This is a genomic window from Mesorhizobium sp. LMG 17147, assembly GCF_024297145.1.
Taxonomy (GTDB): Bacteria; Pseudomonadota; Alphaproteobacteria; order Rhizobiales; family Rhizobiaceae; genus Mesorhizobium.
This window is the reverse complement of record NZ_JANCTC010000012.1, coordinates 14,572-36,729: the sequence shown is the minus strand read 5'-3', so window position 1 is coordinate 36,729 and position 22,158 is coordinate 14,572. Positions and strand designations below refer to the sequence as shown.

The following is a 22,158-nucleotide window of genomic DNA, read 5'->3' as shown; positions in this document are numbered from 1 at the left end:
GCTTACCGCAACCGAATAGTTTTCGCCTGATCGGCAAATTTGATTCATCTATGGTGAGGTGTAGCGCCAAATCTCCCCTCTTGAGGGGGAGATGTCGCCGAAGGCGACAGAGGGGGTCGTCTCGCGTGAACCGCCAACTTCCTCTTTCTTCGAAAGTCAGACCGGGCCGAGCCCAGCCGAAGCGACCCCCTCTGGCCGCTTCGCGGCCATCTCCCCCTCGAGGGGGGAGATTAACGCTGGTTCTCCGACAGCTTCGACCTCAGCCACCGCCCAAACGCCTCCAGCACCGGATGCGCCGCCTTGGCATGTTCCGAGACCAGAAAATACGAGCGCGGGGAATTGATCGCTATGTCGAAGGGGCGCACCAGCCGGCCTTCGCTCAGTGCCCGGCCGCTGGTCAGTTCGTCGCCCATGGCGATGCCCTGCCCGGCGATCGCCGCCGAAAAGACCAGGTTCATGTCGGAAAAGAAGATGCCGCCTTCCGGGTCGGGGTTCTCGACCTTGGACAGCGCCAGCCAACGCGCCCAGTCCTCGGTGTCACCGAGATGCAGGAGGTTGGCGCGCAGCACGTCTGCCGGCTTGGAGAAGCCGCCGATCTTGTTGAGCAGCGTCGGGCTGCACAGCGGCGTGAACGAGATTTCGCACAACAGCTCGACCGCGCGGTTCGGCCAGTTGCCGACACCAAAGGCGATGAAGGCGTCGGCCTCGGCATTGCTGACGTCGTCGAGGCGGCGCGGCGTCAGGATGCGGAGCGCGACATCGGGATACATCTGCCGGAATTCGCCAATGTGAGTGCACAGGAAAAGCGAGGCGAAGCCAGGGGTGCAACTGACGCTGAACGATCCGCCGACGCCGGTGCCGGCATGGCGCGTCACCGCGTCACCCAACACCGTCAGCGCCTTGCGCACGTCGCTGGCATAGCGCTGGCCGCGCGGCGTGAGCGCCACGCCCTTGCCGATGCGCTCGAGCAGATCGAAGCCGAGGTCGCGTTCGAGCAGGCGCAATTGATGGCTCACCGCACTGCGGGTCAGATGCAGTTCGTCGGCGGCGCGCCAGACGCTGCCGTGGCGGGCAAAACTGTCGAGGGCGCGCAGCGCCTGCGTGGAGGGAATTCTCAAGAGGTGAACCGAATTTGCATGAGCCGGGAAAACATATCACTTTTTGGCGGGGCGCTTCACTGCTTTCTTTCCGCCATGGAGAAACCGGTGACCTCGGCACAAGCGACCGCGCTTGCCTGTCTGGACGACATCCAGCCGTCCCTGTCGGCGTGGACGCGGACCATCTTCGACTTCGGCGAGACCGCCTGGCGCGAATACCAGTCGGCCGCCTGGTATGTGGAGCAGTTGAAGCACGAAGGCTTTTCGGTCGAGGAAGGCTCCGGCGGCATGCCGACCGCCTTCTGCGCCCATTGGATCAACGGGACCGGCCCGACGATCGGCATGTATGCCGAATACGACGCGGTGCCGGGCAATTGCCAGGATGCGGCGACGGTGAAGCGACCGCGTCCGGGCCTCGGCGAACAGGCGGGCGGCCACACCGATCCGCATTCCGGCCTCGGCATTGCCAGCCTCGGCGGGCTGCTGGCGACCAAGGCTGCGATGCAGCGCCACGGCATATCAGGCACGCTGCGCTTCACCGGCGAGCCGGCGGAGAAGGTGCGCGGGTCAAAGCCGATCCATGCCGCGAAGGGCTATTACGATGGGCTGGCGGGCATGATCTCCTTCCATCCTTTTTACATGCTGCCGCTCTGCAACACGGCGCGCTGGGACACGCATTGCGGTGCGGCCTATGCCATGATCCACCGCTTCATCTGCGACGAGCCGGAACATTGGGCGAGGGCGGCAGGCACCGCAGCACCCATCCCGCAGGCGCATTCGGCGGTCAGGGCGCCCGGCGCCAACGACGCGCTCATGATGATGTACATGGCGTCCAAGGCGCTGCGCGATTCCATGCTGCCGCATCAGGGCGGCTGGTCGATCAGCGAGGCGATCCTGACGGCGGGCCAGGCGACCGCCGACAATCTGCCGGCCGGGCTGGCCGAGATCCAGTACATGATCCGCGTGCCGACGCTTGCTATGGCCGAGCAGGTCACCGCCATGCTCGACCGCAATGCGGAAGCCGCAGCCAGGATAAGCGGCTGCCGCCATGAGCGGCACTGGGTGTCGAAGTCGCGGCCGGGGCTGGCCAATCACGTCATGGCCGGCATTGCCTTCGACGCGCTGGCGGCGGTCGGGCCGCCGCGCTGGGACGAGACGGCCAAGGCGATTGCCCGCGAAATCCAGGTCAATGCCGGCGGCGAGGCGAGCGACGAACCGTTCATCGCCGAACTGGAGCGGCTGATTGCGCCGCAGGATGCAGAGGCGCTGCTGCGTCGCGACCTGCCGCCATCGCAGCTCAATTCGACTTCCGACGACTATACGGACATGTCGTGGCATACGCCGACGGCGCGGTTCTATGTCGCCCGCCCGGCACTGCGCTCGGAGAATGGTCACGCCTATCCGGGCTGGGCGATGAATGCGCTGGGCGGCATTTCTGCCACCATCGACCCGATGGTCATCTGCGCAGCAAAGACCATTGCGCTCGCGGCACTTCGCTTGTTGGAAGACGAGGCTGCGCGCGACGCGGCAATGGGCGAATTCGTCGCCCGAACCGGCGGTGGCATCGGCGGCTCGAACTGGATCGCCCCGCTCTGCGACTACGATCCGCCGATCGGATTTCGCTGGCCGGAATACATTACCACCCCGCGCGGACGGGATTGGTGGATACCAAGCAACCAAGCCGCATGATCAACCAGCCGCCCCATCACGAGGAGAGACCCATGACCGTCCATGACCGCATCGTCGCCGAGCCGTTTTCGCTGCAGCGCCGCAACCCGGCCGGCGGCACCAAGCCGTTGACCGCCTGGGGTTTCGCCAACGAGACAGACGTGCTGACCGACGTGCTGCTCGGCTCGCCGAATTTCCTGCGCCATCTCTCGACCAGCTCGCTGTCGCGAAAACATCTGCGCGAGGCGCCTTGCAACCTCCAGATCGCGCAGGCACAGCACAAGGACCTGGTCGCCGCCTATGAGCATTTCGGCGTCAACATCCACTGGCACGAGCCGACGCCGGAGCTGCCGATGCAGGTCTATTCGCGCGATTCGAGCGTCATGACGCCGTACGGCGCCATTATCACCGCGATGGCCCAGTGGTGGCGGCGCGGCGAGAACTACGCAGCGATCCGCACCTATGAGAAGCTCGGCATCCCGATCTACGACATGGTCACCGCCGGCACCTTCGAAGGCGGCGACTTCAATGTCATCGAGGATGGCGTGGTGCTGATCGGCTGCGGCGGCGCCCGCACGCAGGAGGAGGGCGCCCGTCAGGTGCAGGCCTGGTTCGACAAGGAGGGCTGGGAGACACGCATCGCCTTCATCGACGAATATTACGTCCATATCGATCTGATGGTGGTGCCGATCGCTGAGAAACTGACCGCCGTCTGCCTTGCCTGTACGGAGCCCGGCATCGTCGACTGGCTGAAGGGCAAGGGCCACGAGATCATCGACGTGCCGTTCCAGGACACGATGGCGCTCGGCTGCAACTTCATGTCGCTGGGCAAGGACAGGGTGATCGCGCCGACTTCGAGCCAGACGCTGATCGGCCAGCTCAAAGCGCGCGGCTTCGAGGTGGCGGCCATCGACATGAGCGAAATCTCGAAGACCGGCGGCGGCATCCACTGCATGGCACAGGCATTGAAGCGCGAGCCTGCGTGAGGCGGCACGCGCCTACAGCACGACGAGCTTTCCCTTGCGCAGACGCCGGGCGCAGCGATAGGCGAGGTCGGCGGCGACCATGTCTTCCATCGCAATGCCCATCGCCTTGTACGTGGTGATCTGCTGATCCGAAACGCGGCCCGGCGCGCGGTCGAGCAGCATGGCGCCAAGCTCGGTGCCGAAATCCGGGTCGAAGCCGGCAAGCTCGCAGGAACCGACCGGGGTCGGTTTGAATGCATCCTTGGTTTCGACAAAAAGACTGGATCTGGCGATGAGCTCGATCGGCATTTCACCGCGGGGCGGCGCCACCCCGACCGACGAGACATGCGTGCCCGGCTGGACCCAGCCTGCGTCGATCACCGGCTGATAGGAGTGGGTCGCCAGGCACACCACGTCGGAACTGCGCACTGCCGCCTCGAGGTCGGCGACCGCCACCACCGACGGGTGCAGCCGGGCAAGCGCTGCCGCATCGTCGAAGCTCTTCGAAGCGACGCGGATTTCGGTAAAGTCCCGCACCAGCGGCAACAAATGCAGATGCTGGTTGGCCTGCACGCCGGCGCCGACCACTGTCGCTATCCTGGCATCCCGGCGGGCAAGCGCGCGCACCGACAGCACGGCGGAGCCGGAGGTTCGCACCGCGGTTATGAAGGTGCCGTCCATGATGCAGACCGGCAGGCCGGACAGCGGATCGAACAGGCTGATGGTGGCGAGGTGGCTGGGCAGGTTCTTGGCCAAGTTGCCTTCGAAGACATTGACGATCTTGACGGTCAGGTTCATGCCTTCCATCCAGGCCGGCATGGCGAGGCTGTAGCCGGCTGCGGGGATGTCGAGCTGTGGCCGGGGTGGATTGACGACCTTACCATCTGACAGCGCCTTGAAGCCGTCTTCCAGAACATCGAGAAGCTGGCTGAGGTCGATGCACGCCATCACGTCGGCTTCGCTCAGCACCAGGATCGGGGTCGCTCCCTTGCTGATTTCCGCCGCACTCTTGCCGGCTGGACTGAACGCTTCCTTGGTCATCCCGCACTCCCTTTGTTCGTCGAAACCGGCTCACCACGTTTGCTTCGCGTGGGTGAGGGAAGTGCAAGCTATTGCGAGGTTTCATGTGATGAAATACGTTTATTTTGACATCTCTGCGTGAAATCAACACATAAATCCCTGAGATAGAGTGGATTGTGAAATGGACGACCTCGACCAGATAGACCGCAGCTTGCTCAGGCTGCTGCAGGAGGACGGGCGCCGGACGACGCTTGATCTGGCCGGGCGTATCGGGCTGTCGCCGACCGGAACCAGCCAGCGGGTGAAGCGCCTGTTCCGCGACGGGTTCATAACCGCGGTCAGAGCCGTGCTCGATCCGCGCAAGGTCGGCCGGGGAACGCTGGTGTTCATCGAGGTCCGGCTTGACCACACGGCGCCGCATGTCTTTGACCGTTTTGCCGAAGCCGTGGCGAAAGCCCCGGAGGTTCTGGAGTGCCATATGGTGGTTGGCGGCTTCGACTATCTGGTCAAGGCGCGGATCGCCGATATGGCGGTGTTCCAGGACTTCCTGCAGCGGGTCATCCTGCCGCTGCCGGGTGTGCGCGAAACGCACACTTTCGCCTCCATCGCCGATGTCAAGCCGAACGCCCTCTTGCCCGTGTGATCAGGTAGAGGTGGAACACTGTTCAGGGCGGCTTGCATCGCATCCTCGCCATCTTATCGGTCCCCCTTGGCCGCTCTCCCTTTGCCCGCCTTCCGGTGCAGGATGTCGGAGACCGGCGCTAGCCTTGCGCAGTCAGCAGGTTCGCGTCGCGCGCGAGCCGCCACTCACCGTCTGCCTCCTTGCGCAGCAGCGTCAGTGCATATCCCGATCGATGGACCGGCTCGCCATTCGGCGGAGTCGCCGTCATGTCGATGCGGCTGCGGATGAAGGCCCAATTGCCGAGAAGCTGTAATTCCACGATATCGCTGGTGCCGTCGATATGAACGCCGGCCGTCTCCCGCGCGGCTGCCGCGAAGATCTCCTTATCGAAGGGTTCCCGGCCGGGAACCATGAAGATCGCGTCGTCCGTCATCAAGCTGAGGACGGTCGCGATGTCCCCACGTTTGCTCGCATCCATCCACGTCTCGACCAGCTTTCGGATTGCTCTTTCGTCGTCCGTCATCCGTTACCTCCCTGGAATTGCGCCGTATTTGATAGCGCACGGCGCCCCTCCCTCGCCGAAACATAGGGCATGGATCGCTTTCGTCATCGATTGCAGTGCGTCGCGCGGCGTGGGGGCATGGTCCGCGAAACGGCGGGCTCGCGCCCTGCATATCTATCGCCAGCCGCCCGAGGCGGTGATGCGCTCGCCGGTCAGCCATGACGCTTCGTCGGAAGCGAGGAACACCGCGACGCGGGCGACGTCGTCGGGCCGACCGAAACGGCCGAGCGGGGTCATGGCGACGATCTGTCTTTCGAAGTCGCTGCCGACGATGCCGATACGCTCAAGGCCTTCGGTGTCGACGCCGCCGGGCGCAATGGCGTTGACGCGGATATTGCGGGCGCCGAGTTCCCGCGACATCGACAGCGTGATCGTGTCCACCGCGCCCTTGGTGGCGGCGTAGACGAGCGAGTTCGGCTGCGGATTGCGGCTGGCGACCGAGCTTATGTTGATGATGCTGCCGCCGCTCGGGCCAAAATGGCTCACTGCTGCTTGCGTGGTCAGAATGATGCCCAGCACATTGGTGTCGAACTCACGGTGGAACTCGGCCTCCGTCACCGCTTCCAGCGGCTCGAATGCGAAGACGCCGGCATTGTTGACCAATATGTCGAGCCCGCCGAACTCCGACTTCGCCGTCTCGAACAGGCGGCGCACATCGGCCGATTGCGATACGTCGCCCTGGACGGCGACGGCGCGGCCGCCACGGTCCTCGATCTCCGCGACGACGCGGTCGGCGCCGTCCCGTGACGAGGCGTAGTTGACGACCACCGCGGCACCGGCCGTGGCAAGACCCTTGGCAATGGCGGCGCCGATACCCTTGGACGCGCCGGTGACGATGGCGACCTTGCCGTTCAGCTTGCTCATCAATCTCTCCTTTGTCGACGATGAGCGGTATTTAATGATGATCAAAAAGCGTATTAGGATCATCATGATCCATTCTTTCGTGCCTGGAATTCCGGAATGACCACCATCCTCGAAAAGACTGCCGGTCTCGTCGCCTTCGTCCGAACCGTCGATGCCGGCTCGTTCCATGCCGCCAGCCGGCTGGTCGGCTCGAGCCCATCGGCGGTGTCGAAAAGCGTGGCACGGCTCGAGCGGCGGCTCGGGGTCAGGCTGATCCAGCGCTCGACGCGCCGGCTCGGGCTCACCAGCGAAGGCCTCGCCTACTACGAGCGGGTGGCGCCGCTGCTCAGGGCCCTGGACGATGCCGAAGACATCGTCCAGGTGGCCGATACGGCGCGCGGCCTGCTGCGCGTCACAGCGCCGGTCGAGCTCGGGCGCGGCCTGATCGCGACATGGGCGCAAGCGTTCCTTGCGCAGCATGGCGAAGTGAAGGTCGAGCTCAGCGTCACCGATCGTCACGCCGATCTGATCCGCGAAGGCTATGACGTTGCCGTGCGCATGGGGGCGCTGTCGGACACAGGGCTGGTTGCCCGCAAAATCGCCAATCTGCCGATCGTGCTGGTGGCCTCGCCGGCGTATGTCGAGCGGCGCGGCCGTCCGGCATCGGTCGAGGATCTGGCGAACCATGACTTCATCCGTTACCAGATGGCCGGCCGGCCCTATCCGGTCACGTTTGCCGACGGTACGATGATCGTGCCGGATGGCCGGTTAGACACCGACGACGGCGGCGCCATCCGCAATGCAGCACTTGCCGGTGCTGGAATAGCGCATCTGATGCGGTTTGCGGTGCAGGGCGATCTCGACGCGGGCCGCTTGGTCCGCATCCTGCCCGAGGTGGCGATGCCGACCATGCCGGTGCACATCGTCCATGCCTACGGGCGGCAGCTACCGGTCCGGGCGCGGCTCTTCGTCGACTTCCTGGCGAGCCAGATGGCGGCGCTGACGCGATAGGGCAGACGCGGTCTGACGCAAGCACCCAGGTTTGGCAGAGACCAACCGTGCCGGCCGGTGCGAACCACCTTTACCGGAAGCTAGTCTAGAAGGTGATCTTCACTGAATCGGCGCTGCGTTTGGCCGGGCCGTGGTGGACGGCCTCGATATTGTTGCCGTCGGGATCGAGCAGGAAGGCGGCGTAATAGCCGGGATGGTAGGATCGCTCGCCCGGCGCACCATTGTCGGTGCCGCCGGCCTCAAGCCCGGCCTTGTAGAAGGCTTCGACCATCGCACGGTCCTTTGCCTGGAAGGCAAGGTGATGGCGCCCGGTCAGCTTTCCCAGGGCCGCCGGGCTGTCGGGGCTGGAAATGAACAGTTCGTCGGCCCAGAAATAATCATCGCCGGCGCCACCGATCGGTATGTCGAGCACGTTGAGAACAGCCTCGTAGAAGCGGCGGCTGGCCTTGAGATCCCTGACCACCAGGTGGAGGTGGTCGATGAGACGGCCGCGATGAAGTTCCATACCCGATAGCTCCTGATGGCCAGGCTGGAAATCTAGCTCGGGACGATGCACGGTCAATGCATTGGAGCAGTTGAGCGGCGCAATTTTCTGACTGGATAAAAAATGCAACCGGATTGTCGGATTCAAAACATCTCCAACGTCCTTCGGACGCAAGCGGCTCGGCGAAGCTCGAAAAGGTCGTGCCGTATCAACGCTTCCGGCATGGGAGAAAATTGAAATGAGCCTTCCCTATCGTTGGGTTATCGTCGCGGCTGGCGCACTGATGACCTGTGTCGCTCTCGGGGCGATGTTCTCGCTGGCGATCTTCCTCGAACCGATGGCGCTCGACACACAATGGTCGCGCGCCGGCATATCGAGCGCGATGACGCTGAACTTCCTGGTAATGGGCCTCGGCGGCTTCGCCTGGGGCGCCATTTACGACCGCTTCGGCGCCCGCATCGTCGTCATGACCGGCGCCGTGCTGCTCGGCCTGGCGCTGGTGCTGGCCAGCCGCACCGGTTCGCTGCTCGTTTTCCAGTTGGCCTACGGCGTGCTCGTCGGCCTCGCGGCAAGCGCCTTCTTCGCGCCGATGATCGCGCTGACCTCCGCCTGGTTCGACACGAACCGCAGCCTCGCCGTCTCGCTGGTCTCGGCCGGCATGGGCGTGGCGCCAATGACCATCTCGCCCTTCGCGCGCTGGCTGATTTCGGCCTACGACTGGCGCACCGCGATGTTCGACATCGGCATAACCGCGTGGGTGCTGCTTCTGCCGGCCGCGTTTCTGGTGCGCCAGCCGCCCAAGCCCGCGGCCGAAGGCGCTGCCCCAAGCGTTGCCGCCGAGGGTGCCGGCATGACGGTTCCGCAGGCGCTGCGCTCGCCGCAATTCATCGTGTTGGGACTGACCTTCTTTGCCTGCTGCGCGGCCCATTCCGGGCCGATCTTCCACATGGTGAGCTATGCGATGCTGTGCGGCATCGCGCCGATGGCGGCGGTCAGCATCTACAGCATCGAGGGCCTGGCAGGGCTGGGTGGCCGGCTGCTTTACGGCGTGCTTGCCGACCGGCTTGGCGTCAAGCCGGTGCTGATCACCGGGCTGGCCATACAGGCCGTGGTTATCGCTGCCTATCTTGCCGTCAGCGAGCTTGGTCAATTCTACACGCTCGCCGTCATCTTCGGCGCCACCTATGGCGGCGTCATGCCGCTCTATGCGGTGCTGGCGCGCGAATATTTTGGCCAGCGCATCCTCGGCACCGTGTTCGGTGCCGTAACCATGCTGTCCAGCCTTGGCATGGCTTTCGGCCCGCTCGCCGGCGGCATGGTGTTCGATGCCTATGCCAGCTATTCCTGGCTGTTCATCGGCTCGGCCCTTGTCGGGCTTGGCGCGATGGCGATTGCGATCGCCTTCCCGCCGCTGCCGCGCAGGGAGTTGCAACCGGCTTAAAGCAGGACCGACGAAAGGGCGGCCGCTTGGACGGCAAGCGGCCGCGATGCTGGCAGTGGTTGTTCGGCATTATGAAACGCGAATTGCTATGCCCGCAGAGGCACTACTTCGGCGCCATCAAGCGTGTAGCGCGCATAGCGGAAATCGCGAATTCTCGCCAATCTGTCGCCCGCCCACTCCAGCAGGATAAAGTATTTTGCCCCTCCGGCCGGGTCATCCGGATCGATCACCAGAATGGCTGGGTGCCGATCGACCAGGCCTGGAAGCAGTTGCCAATCGTGGATACCCGCGTAATTGTGGAAGTATCGGCCCACTTTCGCGCGGCCGCTCGCCCGGAGCCGGTTGACGAGGTCAAGCCGCACGTCTTCGGCCAGCATGTCGCGGATCGCATCGAAGTCGCGGGCGTTGAACCGATCTACGTAGGCTGCCAGACGCGCCCGCTCGGGCTCGGCCAACACCGGCACAGGCCGATCATCAGGCTCGCCGGCGACCTCGCGCAGGCGCAGACGGCCGCGATGCAGAGCGGCTTTCACCGCCGGAACGCTGCTGTCGATAATGTTGCCGATCTCTTCGATCGTATACCCGAGCACATCCATGAGGATGACGCTGCTACGCTGCGCCGCGGGCAGCCGCATGAAGGTCTGCAGGCTTGCGGCTGCAGTGTGTCGGCCCTCGGCCGACATGCCGGGGTCAGGTATCATGTCGACATCCTCGACGGCATGCGCGGCATCCGCCCTGGCGCGACGGCGCAGGTGGTCGAGCGCGGCATTGTGCGCGATGCGGAACAGCCAGCCCTCGACATTGGCTATCGGCCCGGTCCCGGGGAACGCCTCGAGCGCCTTGACCGTAGCTTGCAGAACGACATCCTCGGCATCGATCACCGAACCGGTCATGCGGGCGCAATAACGGTGCAGTTTCGGCCGCAATTCGCCGAGCAGCCGGTCAAATGGCTCCCGTCCTTCTGGCGTGCCGATTGCGGATCCGGTCATCGCACAAGCGTCGATTTCATGCGTATCTCCCAGGCAGAGGCGCCCGCCATCGGGCGCAGCGTCCTATAGACGCTCGACAATGGCAAAAGGATTCGGTCGAAAAAAACTTTCTTTAGCTGGAATCCTTTGGTGGTGCCTCCGCGTCTCTGCATCGTGGGCCTGCGAACCTTGTAGGCCCTCTGTTCAAGCCGGAGGCGCCACAGTCATGAGCAAGCAAAGTGCGGCATCAACGAAGGTCTGGGTTCTCGCCCTCACGTCGATAGGCTCCTTGATGGTCGTTCTCGATGCGATGGTCGTGGCGACCGCATTAAGTACGATGCGGGTCGAACTCGATGCCTCGCTGGAGACGCTGCAATGGACGATGAACGCCTACAATTTGAGTTTTGCCGTCCTGCTCATGACCGGGGCGGCGCTCGGTGACAGGTTCGGCCGCCGCCGCATCTTCATCGCCGGATTGGCGCTGTTCGTCGCAGCGTCCGTTGCCTGCGCGCTCGCTGGAAATGCCGGATTGCTGATTGCGGCTCGCGCGGTTCAGGGCGCGGGTGCCGCAATGGTCATGCCGCTGGCCATGGCGCTGCTGAGCGTCGCTTTTCCTCCGGAGGAACGAGGCAAGGCGCTGGGTATCTTCAGCAGCATCACCGGCCTGGCCCTGATCATCGGCCCGATGGCCGGCGGTGCAATCTCCGAAGGCCTCTCCTGGCACTGGATCTTCTGGCTCAATGTCCCGGTCGGCATCGTCCTCATCCCGCTGGTGCTGCGTCGGATTCCGGAGAGTCACGGGCCGGGCACGGCGATCGATGTCCTCGGCGTCGTCCTGGTAACTGCGGCGGCATTTGGAGTTGTCTGGGGCCTGATGCGCGGCAACATTGCGGGCTGGAGCAGCTCTGAAGTGCTGTCGGCGCTGACGGCCGGGCTGGTTCTCGCTATCGCATTCGTCCTTTGGCAGTTGCGCATCCGTGAGGCCATGCTGCCTTTGCGGTTTTTCAGGGCGCGCGCATTCTCCTCGGGCGTAGGGGCGAACTTCCTGCTCTGCGCCGCCATGTACGGCCTCGTATTCCTGTTGCCGCAGTTTCTGCAGTTTTCCCAGAGCCGGGGGCCGCTCGGCGCCGGCATGGGATTGCTGCCCTGGACCGCAACGCTTTTTGTAGTCGCACCGATCGCCGGCAGCCTGATCAACCGCGTCGGCGAGCGCTGGCTTGTGGTGGCCGGATTGATCCTGCAAGCGGCTGGAATGGCCTGGCTGGCGCAGATCGCAGCACCTGATCTGCCCTACATCCAGCTCGTCGCGCCGCTGATTATTACCGGTGCCGGCGTATCGATGGCCATGCCTGCCGCGCAGAACGCGGTGCTCAATGCGGTTGCGCGGCCGGAAGTCGGTAAGGCTGCCGGCACGTTCAACACGTTCCGCTTTCTTGGCGGCGTATCTGGGATCGCGATCGCCGGTGCAGTGTTCGCCGGAACTGGAAGCTTCGCGTCCACCGACGCGTTCAGTGATGGCTTCACCTCGGCAATCGACGTCTCCGCTCTGCTCTCGCTCGCCGGTGCGCTCGTCGGAATGGGGCTGCCGGAGCGTCGCACAGTGGCGCTCGCGAACGCGAGCAAGGAGGCGTAACCCGGAGGCGGGAAGCTTGCGCGTGAGTGGGTGCCGCGAAGCAGGCCCCCTCCTTCAACACGCCCTCCTATTGCCCGGCGGATGCGAGGGTGCCGCTCGCCATGAGACCCCACAGATGGTCGGCGCTCAGGTGCCTGGCGGATCCATCATAGGCCACGCCTCCGAGGCTGAGGACCACGATCCTGTCGGCCAGCGCCCGCACCGTGGAGAGATCATGCGTGACGAGGATGACGCCGGTGCTGCCGGCGGCGATCGAGCGGACGAGCTTCGCGGCGGCGGCGAGCATGTTGCATCGCAGCACCCCTGCCGCCGAAATTGGTCGGCCAAGGCAGCGTGTGAAAATCGTCAAAAATGGACAATTCGGGCTGGTTGCTGCTGTTTCTTGTGCTTTATTAGTAGCGTCTCACGTTCCTGTTTCAAATGTGTCAACTTTTTGTGTTGCGTTGCACAATGGTGGCCCTATTCTGGGTGAGGGGGGCGCTACCGATTGGAAATGCGCCGTGAACGACGCCGCCATGTTGACCGATTGGCAGTTTCGCCGTCCCGCCGGCGTACGCCGCTAATGGGAAATGCGCGCGACACCCAATTGGACGCGCTGAGGGCCATCGCCGTGACGATGGTGCTGTACGCCCACTTCTTCGCGGCCGGAGGATCCTCGTTCTGGGGCCATATTGGCGTGCGCCTGTTTTTCGTGCTGAGCGGCTTTCTGATCACGCGACTGCTGCTGGAAGCCAGAGCGGCCGCCGAATTCGAAACCGGACCGGCGCTGAAATCCTTCTATATCAGGCGGGCGCTGCGGATATTCCCGCCCTATTTTGCGGTGTTGGGTTTCGTCTGGCTGGTGGACCTGGAGCAGTCCAGGGGGTCGCTGGCCTGGCATGCGCTCTATCTGTCGAACTTCTGGTACGCAGCGCAGAATGAATGGACGCCCTGGCTGCTCTGCCATTTCTGGAGCCTGAGCATAGAGGAGCAGTTCTATATCGCTTGGCCGCTGATAGTCCTGCTGGCGCCGCGCCGGCGCCTCGAAGCAATCTGCATCGGCGTTATCGCGCTGTCGCTGGCCTATCGCTTTTATTGGCCGATCGCGGGAATGCCCAGCCTGGCGCGCGACCTGCTGCCGCCGGCGTCGATGGATGCACTGGCGTCAGGCGCGCTGCTCGCCGCCTACCGGTCAAGAGCTGCTGGCTTGCCGCAATGGCTTCGAGTTGGCTGGCCGGGGCTCGCGGCGGCGTTTTTCGTTCTGCAGTGGTTTTCGCCGACGCCGGAAAACCCAGTGCAGGAATGGGGTCTCTGGCTGCTGTTGCAGATCCTGCCTGTCGCGCCTCTGGTGGTCATCGTTGCAAGCTGTTCAACGGGCATTGGCGGGCGCGCCGGAAAACTTCTCGAACTGCCGCCGCTGCTCGGTTTTGGCCGCATCAGCTACGGCGTCTATCTCTACCATCCCATAGTGCTGGCGCTGGTCGTCAAATCGCAGCCGTGGATCCCGCTCAACGTCTCGGAGCAAGGGCCGGGGCGGTTTCTGGTGGCGGGAACGGCAACGCTCATGCTGGCTTCGGTTTCGTGGCTGCTTTTCGAGAAGCCACTCAACAGCCTCAAACGCCACTTCCCCTATGTTGCTCGAAAACGCCGCGCCACCATCCCGGCAGGGATCGACACGACCAATACCGGATGGCTCGCGGCGGGAGCATATCTGGGCAGGCCGCTTGATGGTGGCACTTCACCGTTGCCACGCAAGCTGCAACGAACCGATCGGGGCTGATCATGGCTGCTCCCTTAGTCTCCGTTCTGCTGCCGATCTACAATGCGGGACCTTATCTGGCAGCTGCGCTGGGCAGCATCCTGCGCCAGGATTACAAGCATGTTGAGGTCATCGCCATCGATGACGGCTCGACCGACAACTCGCTGCAGATCCTGCGGAAATATCGCCAGGCCGACAGCCGCGTCTCGATCGTCTCACGCGAAAACCGCGGCCTGATCGCAACGCTCAATGAAGGCCTAGCCGTTGCCCGGGGCGATCTGGTCGCCAGGATGGATGCCGACGACATCGCCTATCCCCAGCGCCTGTCGCGACAGGTAGCACTGTTCGACCAGCAGCCTGACCTCGCTCTATGCGGTGCAAGCTTCGACACGTTGCTCGGCAACCGCATCGTCAGGGGGTCGCCCGATCCGATATTCCAGGACAATAGCCTGCGCATATTGTCGATGTTCTTCACGATCTTCATGCATTCAACGGTCGTTTATAACCGGAAGGTGATCGAAGACGGCGTTCTACATTATGACGAGAGCTACAAGCACGCCGAGGATTTCGACCTGTTCAGGCGGCTGACCGATCGCTACCCGGCAGCAATGATCCCCGAAAGCCTCATCGCCTATCGTATCCATGACGACAGCGTGACCAACAGGCACAAGCGCGAAATGCGCAGGACGCATTTGAAGATCGTCGCCGAGAACCTAGAGCGCGAAGGGCTCGTACAAGAGACGCAAGACCTCCGCGCCATCGGTGAGGTCCTGTCGATGGAGACGATTCGCCGTGCCGCCGAATGGATCCTCGCGCTGGAAGAAAGGATAGCCGCGCTTCCGGTCGAGACGAGGCCGAGCTACCAGGCCGGCACGCTGAACCTGTTCTATTTCCTCTATCAGCTGATATCGGGAGAAAGACAGCCGCTGCTGATGCACGAATTCCTGACACGGACGGCGAAATGGAAACTCATCCGGCGCCGCGAGCAGTACGTGTTTCGCACCGGTGCTTTCGCGCCGCGCTTCAGTCTCGCCTCGATGTCGGTCACCAGGCAGGTGGATGCCCTGTCGCGGTATCTGCAGTCCGTGCCGGCCGCGGCGGTTTTGCCTTCGAACCAGTTGAGCTAGCAGCCCATGTTCGTCAAATCGCACCAGCTCCAGCAACGCGGCCGCTCGATGATGCCGGCGGCCATGTCGCCGCGGCCGCAGCAAGGACCGGTGCCGGCGGTCAGCTTCATTGTCTGCACCCGCGACCGTGTCGCCGTACTCGAGCCCTGCATCAGCTCGATCCAGGCCGCGTGTCGTGCCCATGCCGACTTTGCCGCCGAGCTGGTGGTTGTCGACAACGGCTCGACCGACAGCACGGCCAAACGGCTGGCCAGCATCGCCGAACTGTCGGACATCCCGTTCACTGCCATTTGCGAGCCGCGACCCGGATTGGCGGCCGCGCGCAACGCCGGGCTGGAGCGGGCGCGGGGCCGCGTGCTGGTCTTCGTCGATGATGATTGCGCGGTTCACAAGGACTATCTGCGCGATCTGCAGCGGCACTATGCGGCCGGCGAACGGGTCATCCGCGGCGGCCGCGTCGAGATCGGCGACCCCCGCGACCTGCCGTTCACCATCAAGCGGTCGCCGGTGCGCGCGCGGCTTACGCCGGATGTCCATCCCGGCGGCTTCGTGCTTGGCTGCAACATGACGATGCACCGCGATGTTGCCGCCCGAATCGGGCGTTTCGACGAACGCTTCGGCGCCGGCGGCCCGCTGCGCTCGGCGGAGGATACGGACTATCTCGTCCGGGCGGTGCTGCTCGGCATTCCGGTCGAATACGTGCCCGACATGACCATCTATCACCATCACGGCCGGCGCGACCGCAAGGCCATCGAAAAGCTGCATCGCGATTACAGCATGGGCAATGGCGGGCTTTGCCTGAAGCATATCCGCCACGCGCCGTGGCTGCTTCGGCATTTCTACTGGTCGATGAGGGCAGCCTTGCGCGAACTGAGGAAAGGCCCGCTGTTCGATCGCGAACTCAAGCTGTCGCACTGGCCGATTATCGGCATGAATCTGCTCGGCGCGGCCAAGTTCGCGGTGCTTTTGCTGGCGAAATCGCCAAAGACAACGGAGATGCGACAGGAGCAACAGGCAAATGCCGAGGCGAGGTGATCCGCTATCATGCGACTGATGCCGCCCAGCCTGCCGATGCTGCGTCGCGCGCTCGGGCAAAAACAGTTGCGCCTGCTTCCGGCCGTGGTCGTGCTCGGGCTGCTCAGCGCCGCGCTCGAAGGCTTCGGCATCGGCCTGATCATCCCGTTGCTGAACATAATCATGGGGCAACAGGGGCAGACCGGCATGGCTGGTTTTTCCGCCGTCTTCCAGCATGTCGGAGCGAGCTTGAGCGAGCGCGACCGGCTGATCGTCATTTCGGTCGCCATCCTCGGCTCGATCGTGCTGAAAAATCTGTTCGCCTACGCCAACACGCTGCTGACCACCTTCATCTACGGCAAGGCCAGCCATTCGATCCGCAGCGCGCTGTCGGAGCAGCTGCTTAGGGTAGGCTACCCGTTCTTCCTGCAGCAAAGCCCTGGACGGCTGCTCAACATCATCTCCAACGAATCCTGGCGGGCCTCGGATGCCATCCAGATCACGCTGGGTGCAATCGTCAACGCATCGGCCGCGATCATCCTCCTCACCTTCCTGCTGCTCCTGTCGTGGCAGATGACGTTGCTGGTCACGCTCGGCCTGGCGCTGGTGCAGGTCGCGCACGCCATGCTGTCCGCCCATCTGAAGGCGCCGAGCCGCAGCGTCGCCTCCCGCAACAGCCAGCTCGCATCACAGATGCTGCATCTGGTTCATGCCGGGCGGCTGATCCGCATTTTTGGCCAGGAGCAACGCGAGAAGGCGGCATTCGACCAGGCATCGGATGCGGTGCGCCGGGCGGCGTTCGTGCTTTTGACGCGTCAGGGAGCGTTGCCGCCGCTGACCGAGATTCTGCACGCCATGCTGTTCCTGGCGGTGGTGATCGGCGCCTGGTTCGCCAATGTTTCCTTCCCGCTGATCGTCGCCTTCGTCATCCTGCTCTACAGGCTGCAGCCCTATATGCGGTCTTTGCAAATGGCCTGGACACAGCTGCAGGGCCTGAGCGGATCGCTGGAAGAGGTGACGTGGATGCTGGACCCATCCGACAAGCCCGCGCCGCCGCAAGGCAGCGCAACGTTCCCCGGGCTCAGCCAAGGCATCAAGTTCGAGGACGTCACCTTTACCTATTCCGGCTCGGAGCAGCGCGCGGTGGTGCTGCATGCGGCGAGTTTCGATATCCGCAGCGGTCGCTCGACCGCGCTGATCGGCCGGTCGGGCGCCGGCAAGACGACGATCGTCAACCTTTTGTGCCGCTTCGTCGAACCGGATAGCGGCAGGATCCTCGTCGATGGATCGCCGCTGGACCGCATCGACCCCAGCCAGTGGCGAAAGCACATTGCACTTGCCAGCCAGGAGCTGGAACTGGTCGACGGCACGATTTTTGAAAACATTGTCTACGGCCAGGACGCGGCCTCGGCCGACGATGCCGAGCGCGCGGCAAAACTGGCCGAAGCGCATGGCTTCATCGAGCAACTGCCGCAAGGCTACAGGACCGTCGTCGGCTACCGCGGCGTCAATCTCTCGGCGGGACAGCGGCAGCGGATCGCACTGGCTAGGGCCCTGGTGCGCGATCCCGATATCCTGATCCTCGACGAAGCCACCAATGCGGTGGACGGACTGTCGGAGGCGGCGATCGTCGAGACGCTGAAGTCGCGCGCCGGCCGCCGCACCACCATCGTCATCAGCCATCACCGCAGCACCATCTCGTTCTGCGACGACGTGGTGATCCTGAGCCACGGCCGCGTGAAGAAGCAGGCACCCTTCGCCGCGCTGGCGACGCTCAGCATGGACGAGCTTTACCAGCACGAGGCGCTGGAGGGCTGAGGGCGATCCCGCTGCACGCGCGCTGGGAGGTCGTCTCGAATGTCAAGCCAGGTCAAGCATCTCAGGGGTGAGGAAGACCTCCGCCATGCTTCTCGGGAGGATTTCCGGGGTGATAAGTCCCGAGCTTACCTGCTTTCGATCTGGAGCGTACAGAACCAAGGGTCCGCCTGCCAAATCCAGCAATGGCAGGCGGACCCCAATCAGCGCATGAAGGGACTGATTCTGCGCCGATGTCTCCTCAAGGAGGTGACGCCATCAACTGAAGACGGGCGCAGTTGTTCCCGAAACTGCCTGTGCACGGGACCATTGCGCAGGCAGGTCAGACTTAGGTCCCTGCGAACGGGCATCGCTGGCTGTGAGTGAAGATCGGATCGGCTCGGCGGTAGCGAAACTTCGTCCGGAGATAGATGCAGCCATCGGGTTCCGGGGCATGCGGCTCGGCGCTGATCATGGGCGTCGATCGATCCCCGCGCGGCTGATGCGGAGGGCGCTTGCATTCCTGCGGAATGCGCATCCAATCCGGCGCCAACTGAAGTTGTGCAGGCGGTACAGGGCTCAGCGGTCGTCAAGCTGTTGCTAATATGCAGCACAGGCAGCGCTCTATGAACAGCGCCGCGTGGAACCGCTACCTCCGGCCAACCGTTGGTGTCACAATGACAAAATAAAAAAGTGAGGCTGACGATGGACCCGCGGCAAAACAACACGTTGGAGATCTGGTGTCTTGCAGCCGTTCCGCTGTCACTGCTCCTTACGGTGCTATTAGCCGGATTTATTCTTTAGCCGAACCCAACGAGGCGGGCTTTGCGGACCGGGCCAGGAAGATGAAAATGACGGCCATTAGGCACGGTAGGCGTGGCGGACACCCCCGCAGCACCAGGCCGTGGCAGCCTTTTCCGACGTTGCCATCATAATCGGCTTTTTCGACCGTTCCGGTCCGCGGCGATTGCTCGCGGCCCGGTTGCGAGGGGCGAGCATCCGAGCCCGTACATTTTCTACACAATCTCTGATTGGTAGACTCGCCCGACGCCATCGACGTTAATTTTGCGTTAGCGACAGGAGGGGGGAGATCGCTAAAGGGAGGAAGAAAATGAAAGAAAACTACGATCTGACGATCGACTACGACGACGACGAGCCTTACGACAACAAACCCTACGATCTGGTCACATTCGCGAGAAAGCACGGGCTCAACATGCGAGCCGCCGAGCTTCTCCTTTTCGCCAAGGGTCCGTCCCGAGCGGCCTGCGATGCCGCGGCCAGGGCTTTTCTCGCGGCAGTCGCCGCACAAGCTATGAGACAATCGGCGCGGTAGGTCTCACAAAACCATTGCTGACACGGCCTGCCGTGTCAGCAACCCGACGGACAGCGCTGGAAATTCCGGGCCGTTTCCAACAAGATGCCTGAGCATCCGGGAACGGCCTGAAATGTGCAATCTTTACAAATATCACGACCAGCCAGGAGGCCATTCGCCAGTGGACCCGCGCCTTGCGCGATATCCTCGGCAATCTCGAACCCTCCATCGACATCTATCCCAACCAGCTAGGCCCGGTGGTGCGCAATGCGCCGGACGGCGAACGCGAATTAGCCAATCTGCTGTGGGGCATGCCGACGCCACTGGAGCGGGTCAAGGGCAAGGCCGACTACGGCACCACCAACATCCGCAATCCGCAATACGGCCACTGGCAGCAATATCTCGGCATCGAGAACCGCTGCGTGGTGCCCGTCACCAGCTTCGCCGAGCCCAGCCCGACGCCCGGCGACAAGGACCCCGAGACCGGCATTCAGCGCAACTTCTGGTTTGCACTCGGCGAGGACCGCCCGCTGTTCTTCTTTGCCGGCCTGTGGACGCGCTGGCAGGGCATTCGCAAGGTCAAGGACGGCCCCGCCGAGCACCAGGTCTATGGCTTCATGACGACCAGGCCCAACGCGCTGATCGCGCCGATCCACGACAAGGCAATGCCGGTGATCCTGACCACGCCGGAAGAAACCGAGGCTTGGCTCAGCGCGCCATGGTCGGAGGCAAGACACCTGCAGCGCACGGCGCCCGATGACGCGCTAGTGATCGTCGACAAGCCGGCGACGCAGATCAAGTTTCCGCAGCAGGCGCCGGCGCAAGGCTCATTGTTTTAGCGCTTGAATTTCTGCAGCAACCAGATGTAGCCCTTGGGCGGATGATCCTGGTCGATGAACTGCGTCTTCACCGTCGTGTCCTTGCGGCTGCATCGCTTGCACCTGAACCTGATCGCTTCCAGCGGTTTGTTCCAGCCCACCACCTGGGCCACGTCATTCGCCCTGAAGCGCCCGACGTGGTAGCAGTGGCCGCACTCCACGATAAGCAGCATGTTGGCCTTGGCGGCACGCCCAACGCTGTCCATCGGCCCGGCCATGGCTCATTTCCGGGTCGAGTAATCCTCGGGGAGGGGAAGCAGGCCAAGCTCCGCCATCCGATAATCGGGCTCCTTCTCCGCTACGCTGGCCAGCACCTCGTGCAATTTCTCGACAAGCCCGCAAAGCTGCCAGAACAGCTCGCCATGCGCCTTCAGATGCAACTGGGACGACAGCACCGTCCGGCGCAGGCTCAAGGCGTCCCTGATGATCGCCTCCGCATCCCTCGCCGACAGCCTGTCGAACCGGCTTTTTCGTCTGCCCATCGCGGCTCTCCTCGATTTGTGAGCAACCGCCCCGCCTACTGACAAATAGGAAGGCATTCCTCGCAGAGTCAATTCGCTCTTGACATTTTTGTTCCCATTTTGTTCAATTCGCACAGAACCGTTGGAGGCATCGCCATGGACCGCATCGTGACGCTGGACAGCCGCCAGGAGGCAGCGCTGCAGGCCATCGCCGACAGGTTCATCGCACTGCATAAAGGTGATGCCGTGAAGGCGCTGAAGGAGATGATCGTGCTGAATGGGCATTTGGAGGAGCGGCTGGATGCGATGGAGGGATCACGCCGGGCCACGCGGCAGGAGTGCACCTGCCAGAAGGTGAAGGGTCGGTGGACGGCTTGAGTGTTCACCGAGGGCTGGGGCCTGCTTTGCGGTGGGGCGGAACCGCAGCAGCCGTCCCGAACCTGGGAAAGATCCGCGCCAGCAGCAGTTAGGGAAATTCATGAGGCTCGGGTTGACCTAGCGAGCCGGCACGAATGAAGAAACGATCCACGCCGGATCCCGCACCGGCGGCTTCTGTTTGGCTCCCTCACACGGAACATCTTGTGAACTCGCTCTTGTGTCCGATATTGTGACTCTAAACGTATGGGAGGTGCGGGGAACAGATGAGCGAGTCGATCTACGACGATCTTCCAGAAGATCATGAAGAAGCATTTATCTACCTAGAGAGAAAATTTAGGTCTCAACTGGATACCAGTCTGAGGGACAACGACCAAAGCAACTATGACGCTTACTGCAAGCGTAAATATATGAGCGCAGTGATTGCAGCGGCAAAGTCGCTGGATATTCCCGGTATTAAGGAATACACAAGCCCTTACAATGACAAGGGCGTATGGGACGCATTTGAGGGGTTTGAAACCGATGTCATGAACCTCACAATTCAGATTGAGATCAATCACGCGCGACGACGTAAGAAGTACAGCGTAGGGCTGAGCGGCGGTGCAAAGCAGAAGATCAGGCATTATATTGAGCAGATTCGCACAGCGGTTGAGGAATCAAATCTGCCGCAAGACAAGCGCGACGTCATCTTCAAAAAACTCAGCGAGCTGACGCTGGAAGTTGACCGTGACCGGACTCGCTTTGAAATAGTGGCTGACGTCGTACGTGGAGTGGCGCGAGTTAGTGGAGACGTAGAGCGCGAAGGGGCTGAACCTTGGTGGAGGTGGGTCAGGCTGATATTCGGCGAGATAGACGATGCCAAAGAGAAGGAACCTCAAACATCGTTACCCAAGCCGGAGGAACGAAAGCGCTTGGAACCTCCACGCAAGCAATTGCCTTCGCCGAATGACGAGACCTTCCGCCGCGAGTTGGACGACGAGATTCCGTTCTAACCGGGTCCCAGTTGCGCGAAGTCCGATTGCATCCCCGGTGTCGGCCCGCCACGATTTTGCAAGTGCGTCCGACTGAACGAGCACCCGGATGGGTTCTTCTGGAGCCGGGGTAGTGGCGGAATCAAAAGGCACTTTCTACAGCGAGGGCATCAA

At 63.0% G+C, this 22,158-nt stretch carries 22 protein-coding genes and 1 pseudogene; 14 read left to right on the top strand and 9 right to left on the bottom strand.

Features of this window, described 5'->3' with window-relative positions:
- Positions 1 to 230 precede the first annotated feature (230 nt).
- Positions 231 to 1,118: a LysR substrate-binding domain-containing protein gene (locus NMG46_RS20715; RefSeq protein ID WP_254819437.1), complete on the bottom strand. Its 888-nt coding sequence runs from the start codon at positions 1,116 to 1,118 to the stop codon at positions 231 to 233.
- Positions 1,119 to 1,193: 75 nt separating this feature from the next.
- Here NMG46_RS20715 and NMG46_RS20710 point away from each other — a divergent pair, with 75 nt between their 5' ends.
- Positions 1,194 to 2,786 carry an amidohydrolase gene (locus NMG46_RS20710; RefSeq protein ID WP_254819534.1) on the top strand — a complete coding sequence of 531 codons (1,593 nt, stop codon included), beginning with the start codon at positions 1,194 to 1,196 and terminating at the stop codon, positions 2,784 to 2,786.
- 32 nt (positions 2,787 to 2,818) lie between these two features.
- Positions 2,819 to 3,751 (top strand): dimethylarginine dimethylaminohydrolase family protein, encoded by a 933-nt coding sequence (locus NMG46_RS20705; RefSeq protein WP_254819436.1) that lies wholly within the window; start codon positions 2,819 to 2,821, stop codon positions 3,749 to 3,751.
- Between the two features lie 12 nt (positions 3,752 to 3,763).
- Here the strand turns inward: NMG46_RS20705 and NMG46_RS20700 are convergent, their stop codons facing one another.
- Positions 3,764 to 4,771 (bottom strand): ornithine cyclodeaminase family protein, encoded by a 1,008-nt coding sequence (locus tag NMG46_RS20700; RefSeq protein ID WP_254819435.1) that lies wholly within the window; start codon positions 4,769 to 4,771, stop codon positions 3,764 to 3,766.
- A 160-nt stretch (positions 4,772 to 4,931) separates the two neighbouring features.
- Between NMG46_RS20700 and NMG46_RS20695 the strand changes: the two genes are divergently transcribed.
- Positions 4,932 to 5,393, top strand: coding sequence for an Lrp/AsnC family transcriptional regulator (locus NMG46_RS20695; RefSeq protein ID WP_254819434.1), 462 nt, complete (start codon positions 4,932 to 4,934; stop codon positions 5,391 to 5,393).
- Between the two features lie 118 nt (positions 5,394 to 5,511).
- On the opposite strand, the gene NMG46_RS20690 is transcribed toward NMG46_RS20695, so the two are convergent.
- Positions 5,512 to 5,895, bottom strand: a complete 384-nt coding sequence (locus NMG46_RS20690; RefSeq protein WP_254819433.1) for an SgcJ/EcaC family oxidoreductase — start codon at positions 5,893 to 5,895, stop codon at positions 5,512 to 5,514.
- A gap of 153 nt (positions 5,896 to 6,048) precedes the next feature.
- The gene (locus tag NMG46_RS20685) at positions 6,049 to 6,798 is read right to left on the bottom strand and encodes an SDR family NAD(P)-dependent oxidoreductase (protein WP_254819432.1); all 750 of its coding nucleotides are present in this window, start codon (positions 6,796 to 6,798) and stop codon (positions 6,049 to 6,051) included.
- A 96-nt stretch (positions 6,799 to 6,894) separates the two neighbouring features.
- Between NMG46_RS20685 and NMG46_RS20680 the strand changes: the two genes are divergently transcribed.
- Positions 6,895 to 7,788 (top strand): LysR family transcriptional regulator, encoded by an 894-nt coding sequence (locus tag NMG46_RS20680; protein ID WP_254819431.1) that lies wholly within the window; start codon positions 6,895 to 6,897, stop codon positions 7,786 to 7,788.
- Positions 7,789 to 7,873: 85 nt separating this feature from the next.
- Here the strand turns inward: NMG46_RS20680 and NMG46_RS20675 are convergent, their stop codons facing one another.
- Entirely contained in the window at positions 7,874 to 8,293 is a 420-nt protein-coding gene (locus NMG46_RS20675; protein WP_254819430.1) for a VOC family protein, read from the bottom strand.
- A 217-nt stretch (positions 8,294 to 8,510) separates the two neighbouring features.
- Between NMG46_RS20675 and NMG46_RS20670 the strand changes: the two genes are divergently transcribed.
- Positions 8,511 to 9,713, top strand: a complete 1,203-nt coding sequence (locus tag NMG46_RS20670; protein WP_254819429.1) for an MFS transporter — start codon at positions 8,511 to 8,513, stop codon at positions 9,711 to 9,713.
- 86 nt (positions 9,714 to 9,799) lie between these two features.
- Here NMG46_RS20670 and NMG46_RS20665 read toward each other — a convergent pair whose 3' ends face one another.
- Complete coding sequence (locus NMG46_RS20665) at positions 9,800 to 10,702, bottom strand: sigma-70 family RNA polymerase sigma factor (protein ID WP_254819428.1); 903 nt, start codon at positions 10,700 to 10,702, stop codon at positions 9,800 to 9,802.
- A 79-nt stretch (positions 10,703 to 10,781) separates the two neighbouring features.
- Between NMG46_RS20665 and NMG46_RS20660 the strand changes: the two genes are divergently transcribed.
- Positions 10,782 to 12,314 (top strand): MFS transporter, encoded by a 1,533-nt coding sequence (locus NMG46_RS20660; RefSeq protein WP_254819427.1) that lies wholly within the window; start codon positions 10,782 to 10,784, stop codon positions 12,312 to 12,314.
- A gap of 67 nt (positions 12,315 to 12,381) precedes the next feature.
- On the opposite strand, the gene NMG46_RS20655 is transcribed toward NMG46_RS20660, so the two are convergent.
- Positions 12,382 to 12,615 (bottom strand): hypothetical protein, encoded by a 234-nt coding sequence (locus NMG46_RS20655; RefSeq protein ID WP_254819426.1) that lies wholly within the window; start codon positions 12,613 to 12,615, stop codon positions 12,382 to 12,384.
- Between the two features lie 261 nt (positions 12,616 to 12,876).
- On the opposite strand from NMG46_RS20655, the gene NMG46_RS20650 reads away from it, so the two are divergent.
- The 6 genes and pseudogenes from NMG46_RS20650 to NMG46_RS20625 all read left to right on the top strand — a co-directional run bounded on the left by NMG46_RS20650 (position 12,877) and on the right by NMG46_RS20625 (position 20,138).
- Entirely contained in the window at positions 12,877 to 14,073 is a 1,197-nt protein-coding gene (locus NMG46_RS20650; RefSeq protein ID WP_254819425.1) for an acyltransferase, read from the top strand.
- Positions 14,074 to 14,075: 2 nt separating this feature from the next.
- On the top strand, positions 14,076 to 15,179 hold the full coding sequence (locus NMG46_RS20645; RefSeq protein WP_254819424.1) for a glycosyltransferase family A protein: 1,104 nt from the start codon (positions 14,076 to 14,078) through the stop codon (positions 15,177 to 15,179).
- Positions 15,180 to 15,227: 48 nt separating this feature from the next.
- Complete coding sequence (locus tag NMG46_RS20640; protein WP_254819533.1) at positions 15,228 to 16,214, top strand: glycosyltransferase family 2 protein; 987 nt, start codon at positions 15,228 to 15,230, stop codon at positions 16,212 to 16,214.
- Between the two features lie 6 nt (positions 16,215 to 16,220).
- A complete protein-coding gene (locus NMG46_RS20635) occupies positions 16,221 to 18,011 on the top strand; it encodes an ABC transporter ATP-binding protein (RefSeq protein ID WP_254819532.1) in 1,791 nt (596 codons plus the stop codon).
- 1,087 nt (positions 18,012 to 19,098) lie between these two features.
- Complete coding sequence (locus tag NMG46_RS20630) at positions 19,099 to 19,320, top strand: hypothetical protein (RefSeq protein ID WP_254819423.1); 222 nt, start codon at positions 19,099 to 19,101, stop codon at positions 19,318 to 19,320.
- 112 nt (positions 19,321 to 19,432) lie between these two features.
- Positions 19,433 to 20,138: pseudogene (locus NMG46_RS20625) on the top strand (SOS response-associated peptidase).
- On the opposite strand, the gene NMG46_RS20620 reads toward NMG46_RS20625, so the two are convergent.
- On the bottom strand, positions 20,135 to 20,395 hold the full coding sequence (locus NMG46_RS20620) for a hypothetical protein (protein WP_254819422.1): 261 nt from the start codon (positions 20,393 to 20,395) through the stop codon (positions 20,135 to 20,137). The pseudogene NMG46_RS20625 and the gene NMG46_RS20620 overlap by 4 nt on opposite strands.
- A 3-nt stretch (positions 20,396 to 20,398) precedes the next feature.
- Positions 20,399 to 20,659: a hypothetical protein gene (locus NMG46_RS20615; RefSeq protein ID WP_254819421.1), complete on the bottom strand. Its 261-nt coding sequence runs from the start codon at positions 20,657 to 20,659 to the stop codon at positions 20,399 to 20,401.
- 135 nt (positions 20,660 to 20,794) lie between these two features.
- Here NMG46_RS20615 and NMG46_RS20610 point away from each other — a divergent pair, with 135 nt between their 5' ends.
- Complete coding sequence (locus NMG46_RS20610; RefSeq protein ID WP_254819420.1) at positions 20,795 to 21,016, top strand: hypothetical protein; 222 nt, start codon at positions 20,795 to 20,797, stop codon at positions 21,014 to 21,016.
- 263 nt (positions 21,017 to 21,279) lie between these two features.
- Positions 21,280 to 22,005, top strand: a complete 726-nt coding sequence (locus tag NMG46_RS20605; protein ID WP_254819419.1) for a hypothetical protein — start codon at positions 21,280 to 21,282, stop codon at positions 22,003 to 22,005.
- Positions 22,006 to 22,158 lie beyond the last annotated feature (153 nt).

What these genes read in the sequence shown, in the direction of transcription:
- NMG46_RS20675 (WP_254819430.1), bottom strand. Translation starts at nt 8,293, where the DNA reads ATGGAACTTCATCGCGGCCGTCTCATCGACCACCTCCACCTGGTGGTC.
- NMG46_RS20605 (WP_254819419.1), top strand. Translation starts at nt 21,280, where the DNA reads ATGAGCGAGTCGATCTACGACGATCTTCCAGAAGATCATGAAGAAGCA.
- NMG46_RS20615 (WP_254819421.1), bottom strand. Translation starts at nt 20,659, where the DNA reads ATGGGCAGACGAAAAAGCCGGTTCGACAGGCTGTCGGCGAGGGATGCG.
- NMG46_RS20650 (WP_254819425.1), top strand. Translation starts at nt 12,877, where the DNA reads ATGGGAAATGCGCGCGACACCCAATTGGACGCGCTGAGGGCCATCGCC.
- NMG46_RS20685 (WP_254819432.1), bottom strand. Translation starts at nt 6,798, where the DNA reads ATGAGCAAGCTGAACGGCAAGGTCGCCATCGTCACCGGCGCGTCCAAG.
- NMG46_RS20620 (WP_254819422.1), bottom strand. Translation starts at nt 20,395, where the DNA reads ATGGCCGGGCCGATGGACAGCGTTGGGCGTGCCGCCAAGGCCAACATG.
- NMG46_RS20660 (WP_254819427.1), top strand. Translation starts at nt 10,782, where the DNA reads ATGGCAAAAGGATTCGGTCGAAAAAAACTTTCTTTAGCTGGAATCCTT.
- NMG46_RS20700 (WP_254819435.1), bottom strand. Translation starts at nt 4,771, where the DNA reads ATGACCAAGGAAGCGTTCAGTCCAGCCGGCAAGAGTGCGGCGGAAATC.
- NMG46_RS20690 (WP_254819433.1), bottom strand. Translation starts at nt 5,895, where the DNA reads ATGACGGACGACGAAAGAGCAATCCGAAAGCTGGTCGAGACGTGGATG.
- NMG46_RS20680 (WP_254819431.1), top strand. Translation starts at nt 6,895, where the DNA reads ATGACCACCATCCTCGAAAAGACTGCCGGTCTCGTCGCCTTCGTCCGA.
- NMG46_RS20710 (WP_254819534.1), top strand. Translation starts at nt 1,194, where the DNA reads ATGGAGAAACCGGTGACCTCGGCACAAGCGACCGCGCTTGCCTGTCTG.
- NMG46_RS20665 (WP_254819428.1), bottom strand. Translation starts at nt 10,702, where the DNA reads ATGACCGGATCCGCAATCGGCACGCCAGAAGGACGGGAGCCATTTGAC.
- NMG46_RS20695 (WP_254819434.1), top strand. Translation starts at nt 4,932, where the DNA reads ATGGACGACCTCGACCAGATAGACCGCAGCTTGCTCAGGCTGCTGCAG.
- NMG46_RS20645 (WP_254819424.1), top strand. Translation starts at nt 14,076, where the DNA reads ATGGCTGCTCCCTTAGTCTCCGTTCTGCTGCCGATCTACAATGCGGGA.
- NMG46_RS20610 (WP_254819420.1), top strand. Translation starts at nt 20,795, where the DNA reads ATGGACCGCATCGTGACGCTGGACAGCCGCCAGGAGGCAGCGCTGCAG.
- NMG46_RS20630 (WP_254819423.1), top strand. Translation starts at nt 19,099, where the DNA reads ATGAAAGAAAACTACGATCTGACGATCGACTACGACGACGACGAGCCT.
- NMG46_RS20640 (WP_254819533.1), top strand. Translation starts at nt 15,228, where the DNA reads ATGATGCCGGCGGCCATGTCGCCGCGGCCGCAGCAAGGACCGGTGCCG.
- NMG46_RS20670 (WP_254819429.1), top strand. Translation starts at nt 8,511, where the DNA reads ATGAGCCTTCCCTATCGTTGGGTTATCGTCGCGGCTGGCGCACTGATG.
- NMG46_RS20705 (WP_254819436.1), top strand. Translation starts at nt 2,819, where the DNA reads ATGACCGTCCATGACCGCATCGTCGCCGAGCCGTTTTCGCTGCAGCGC.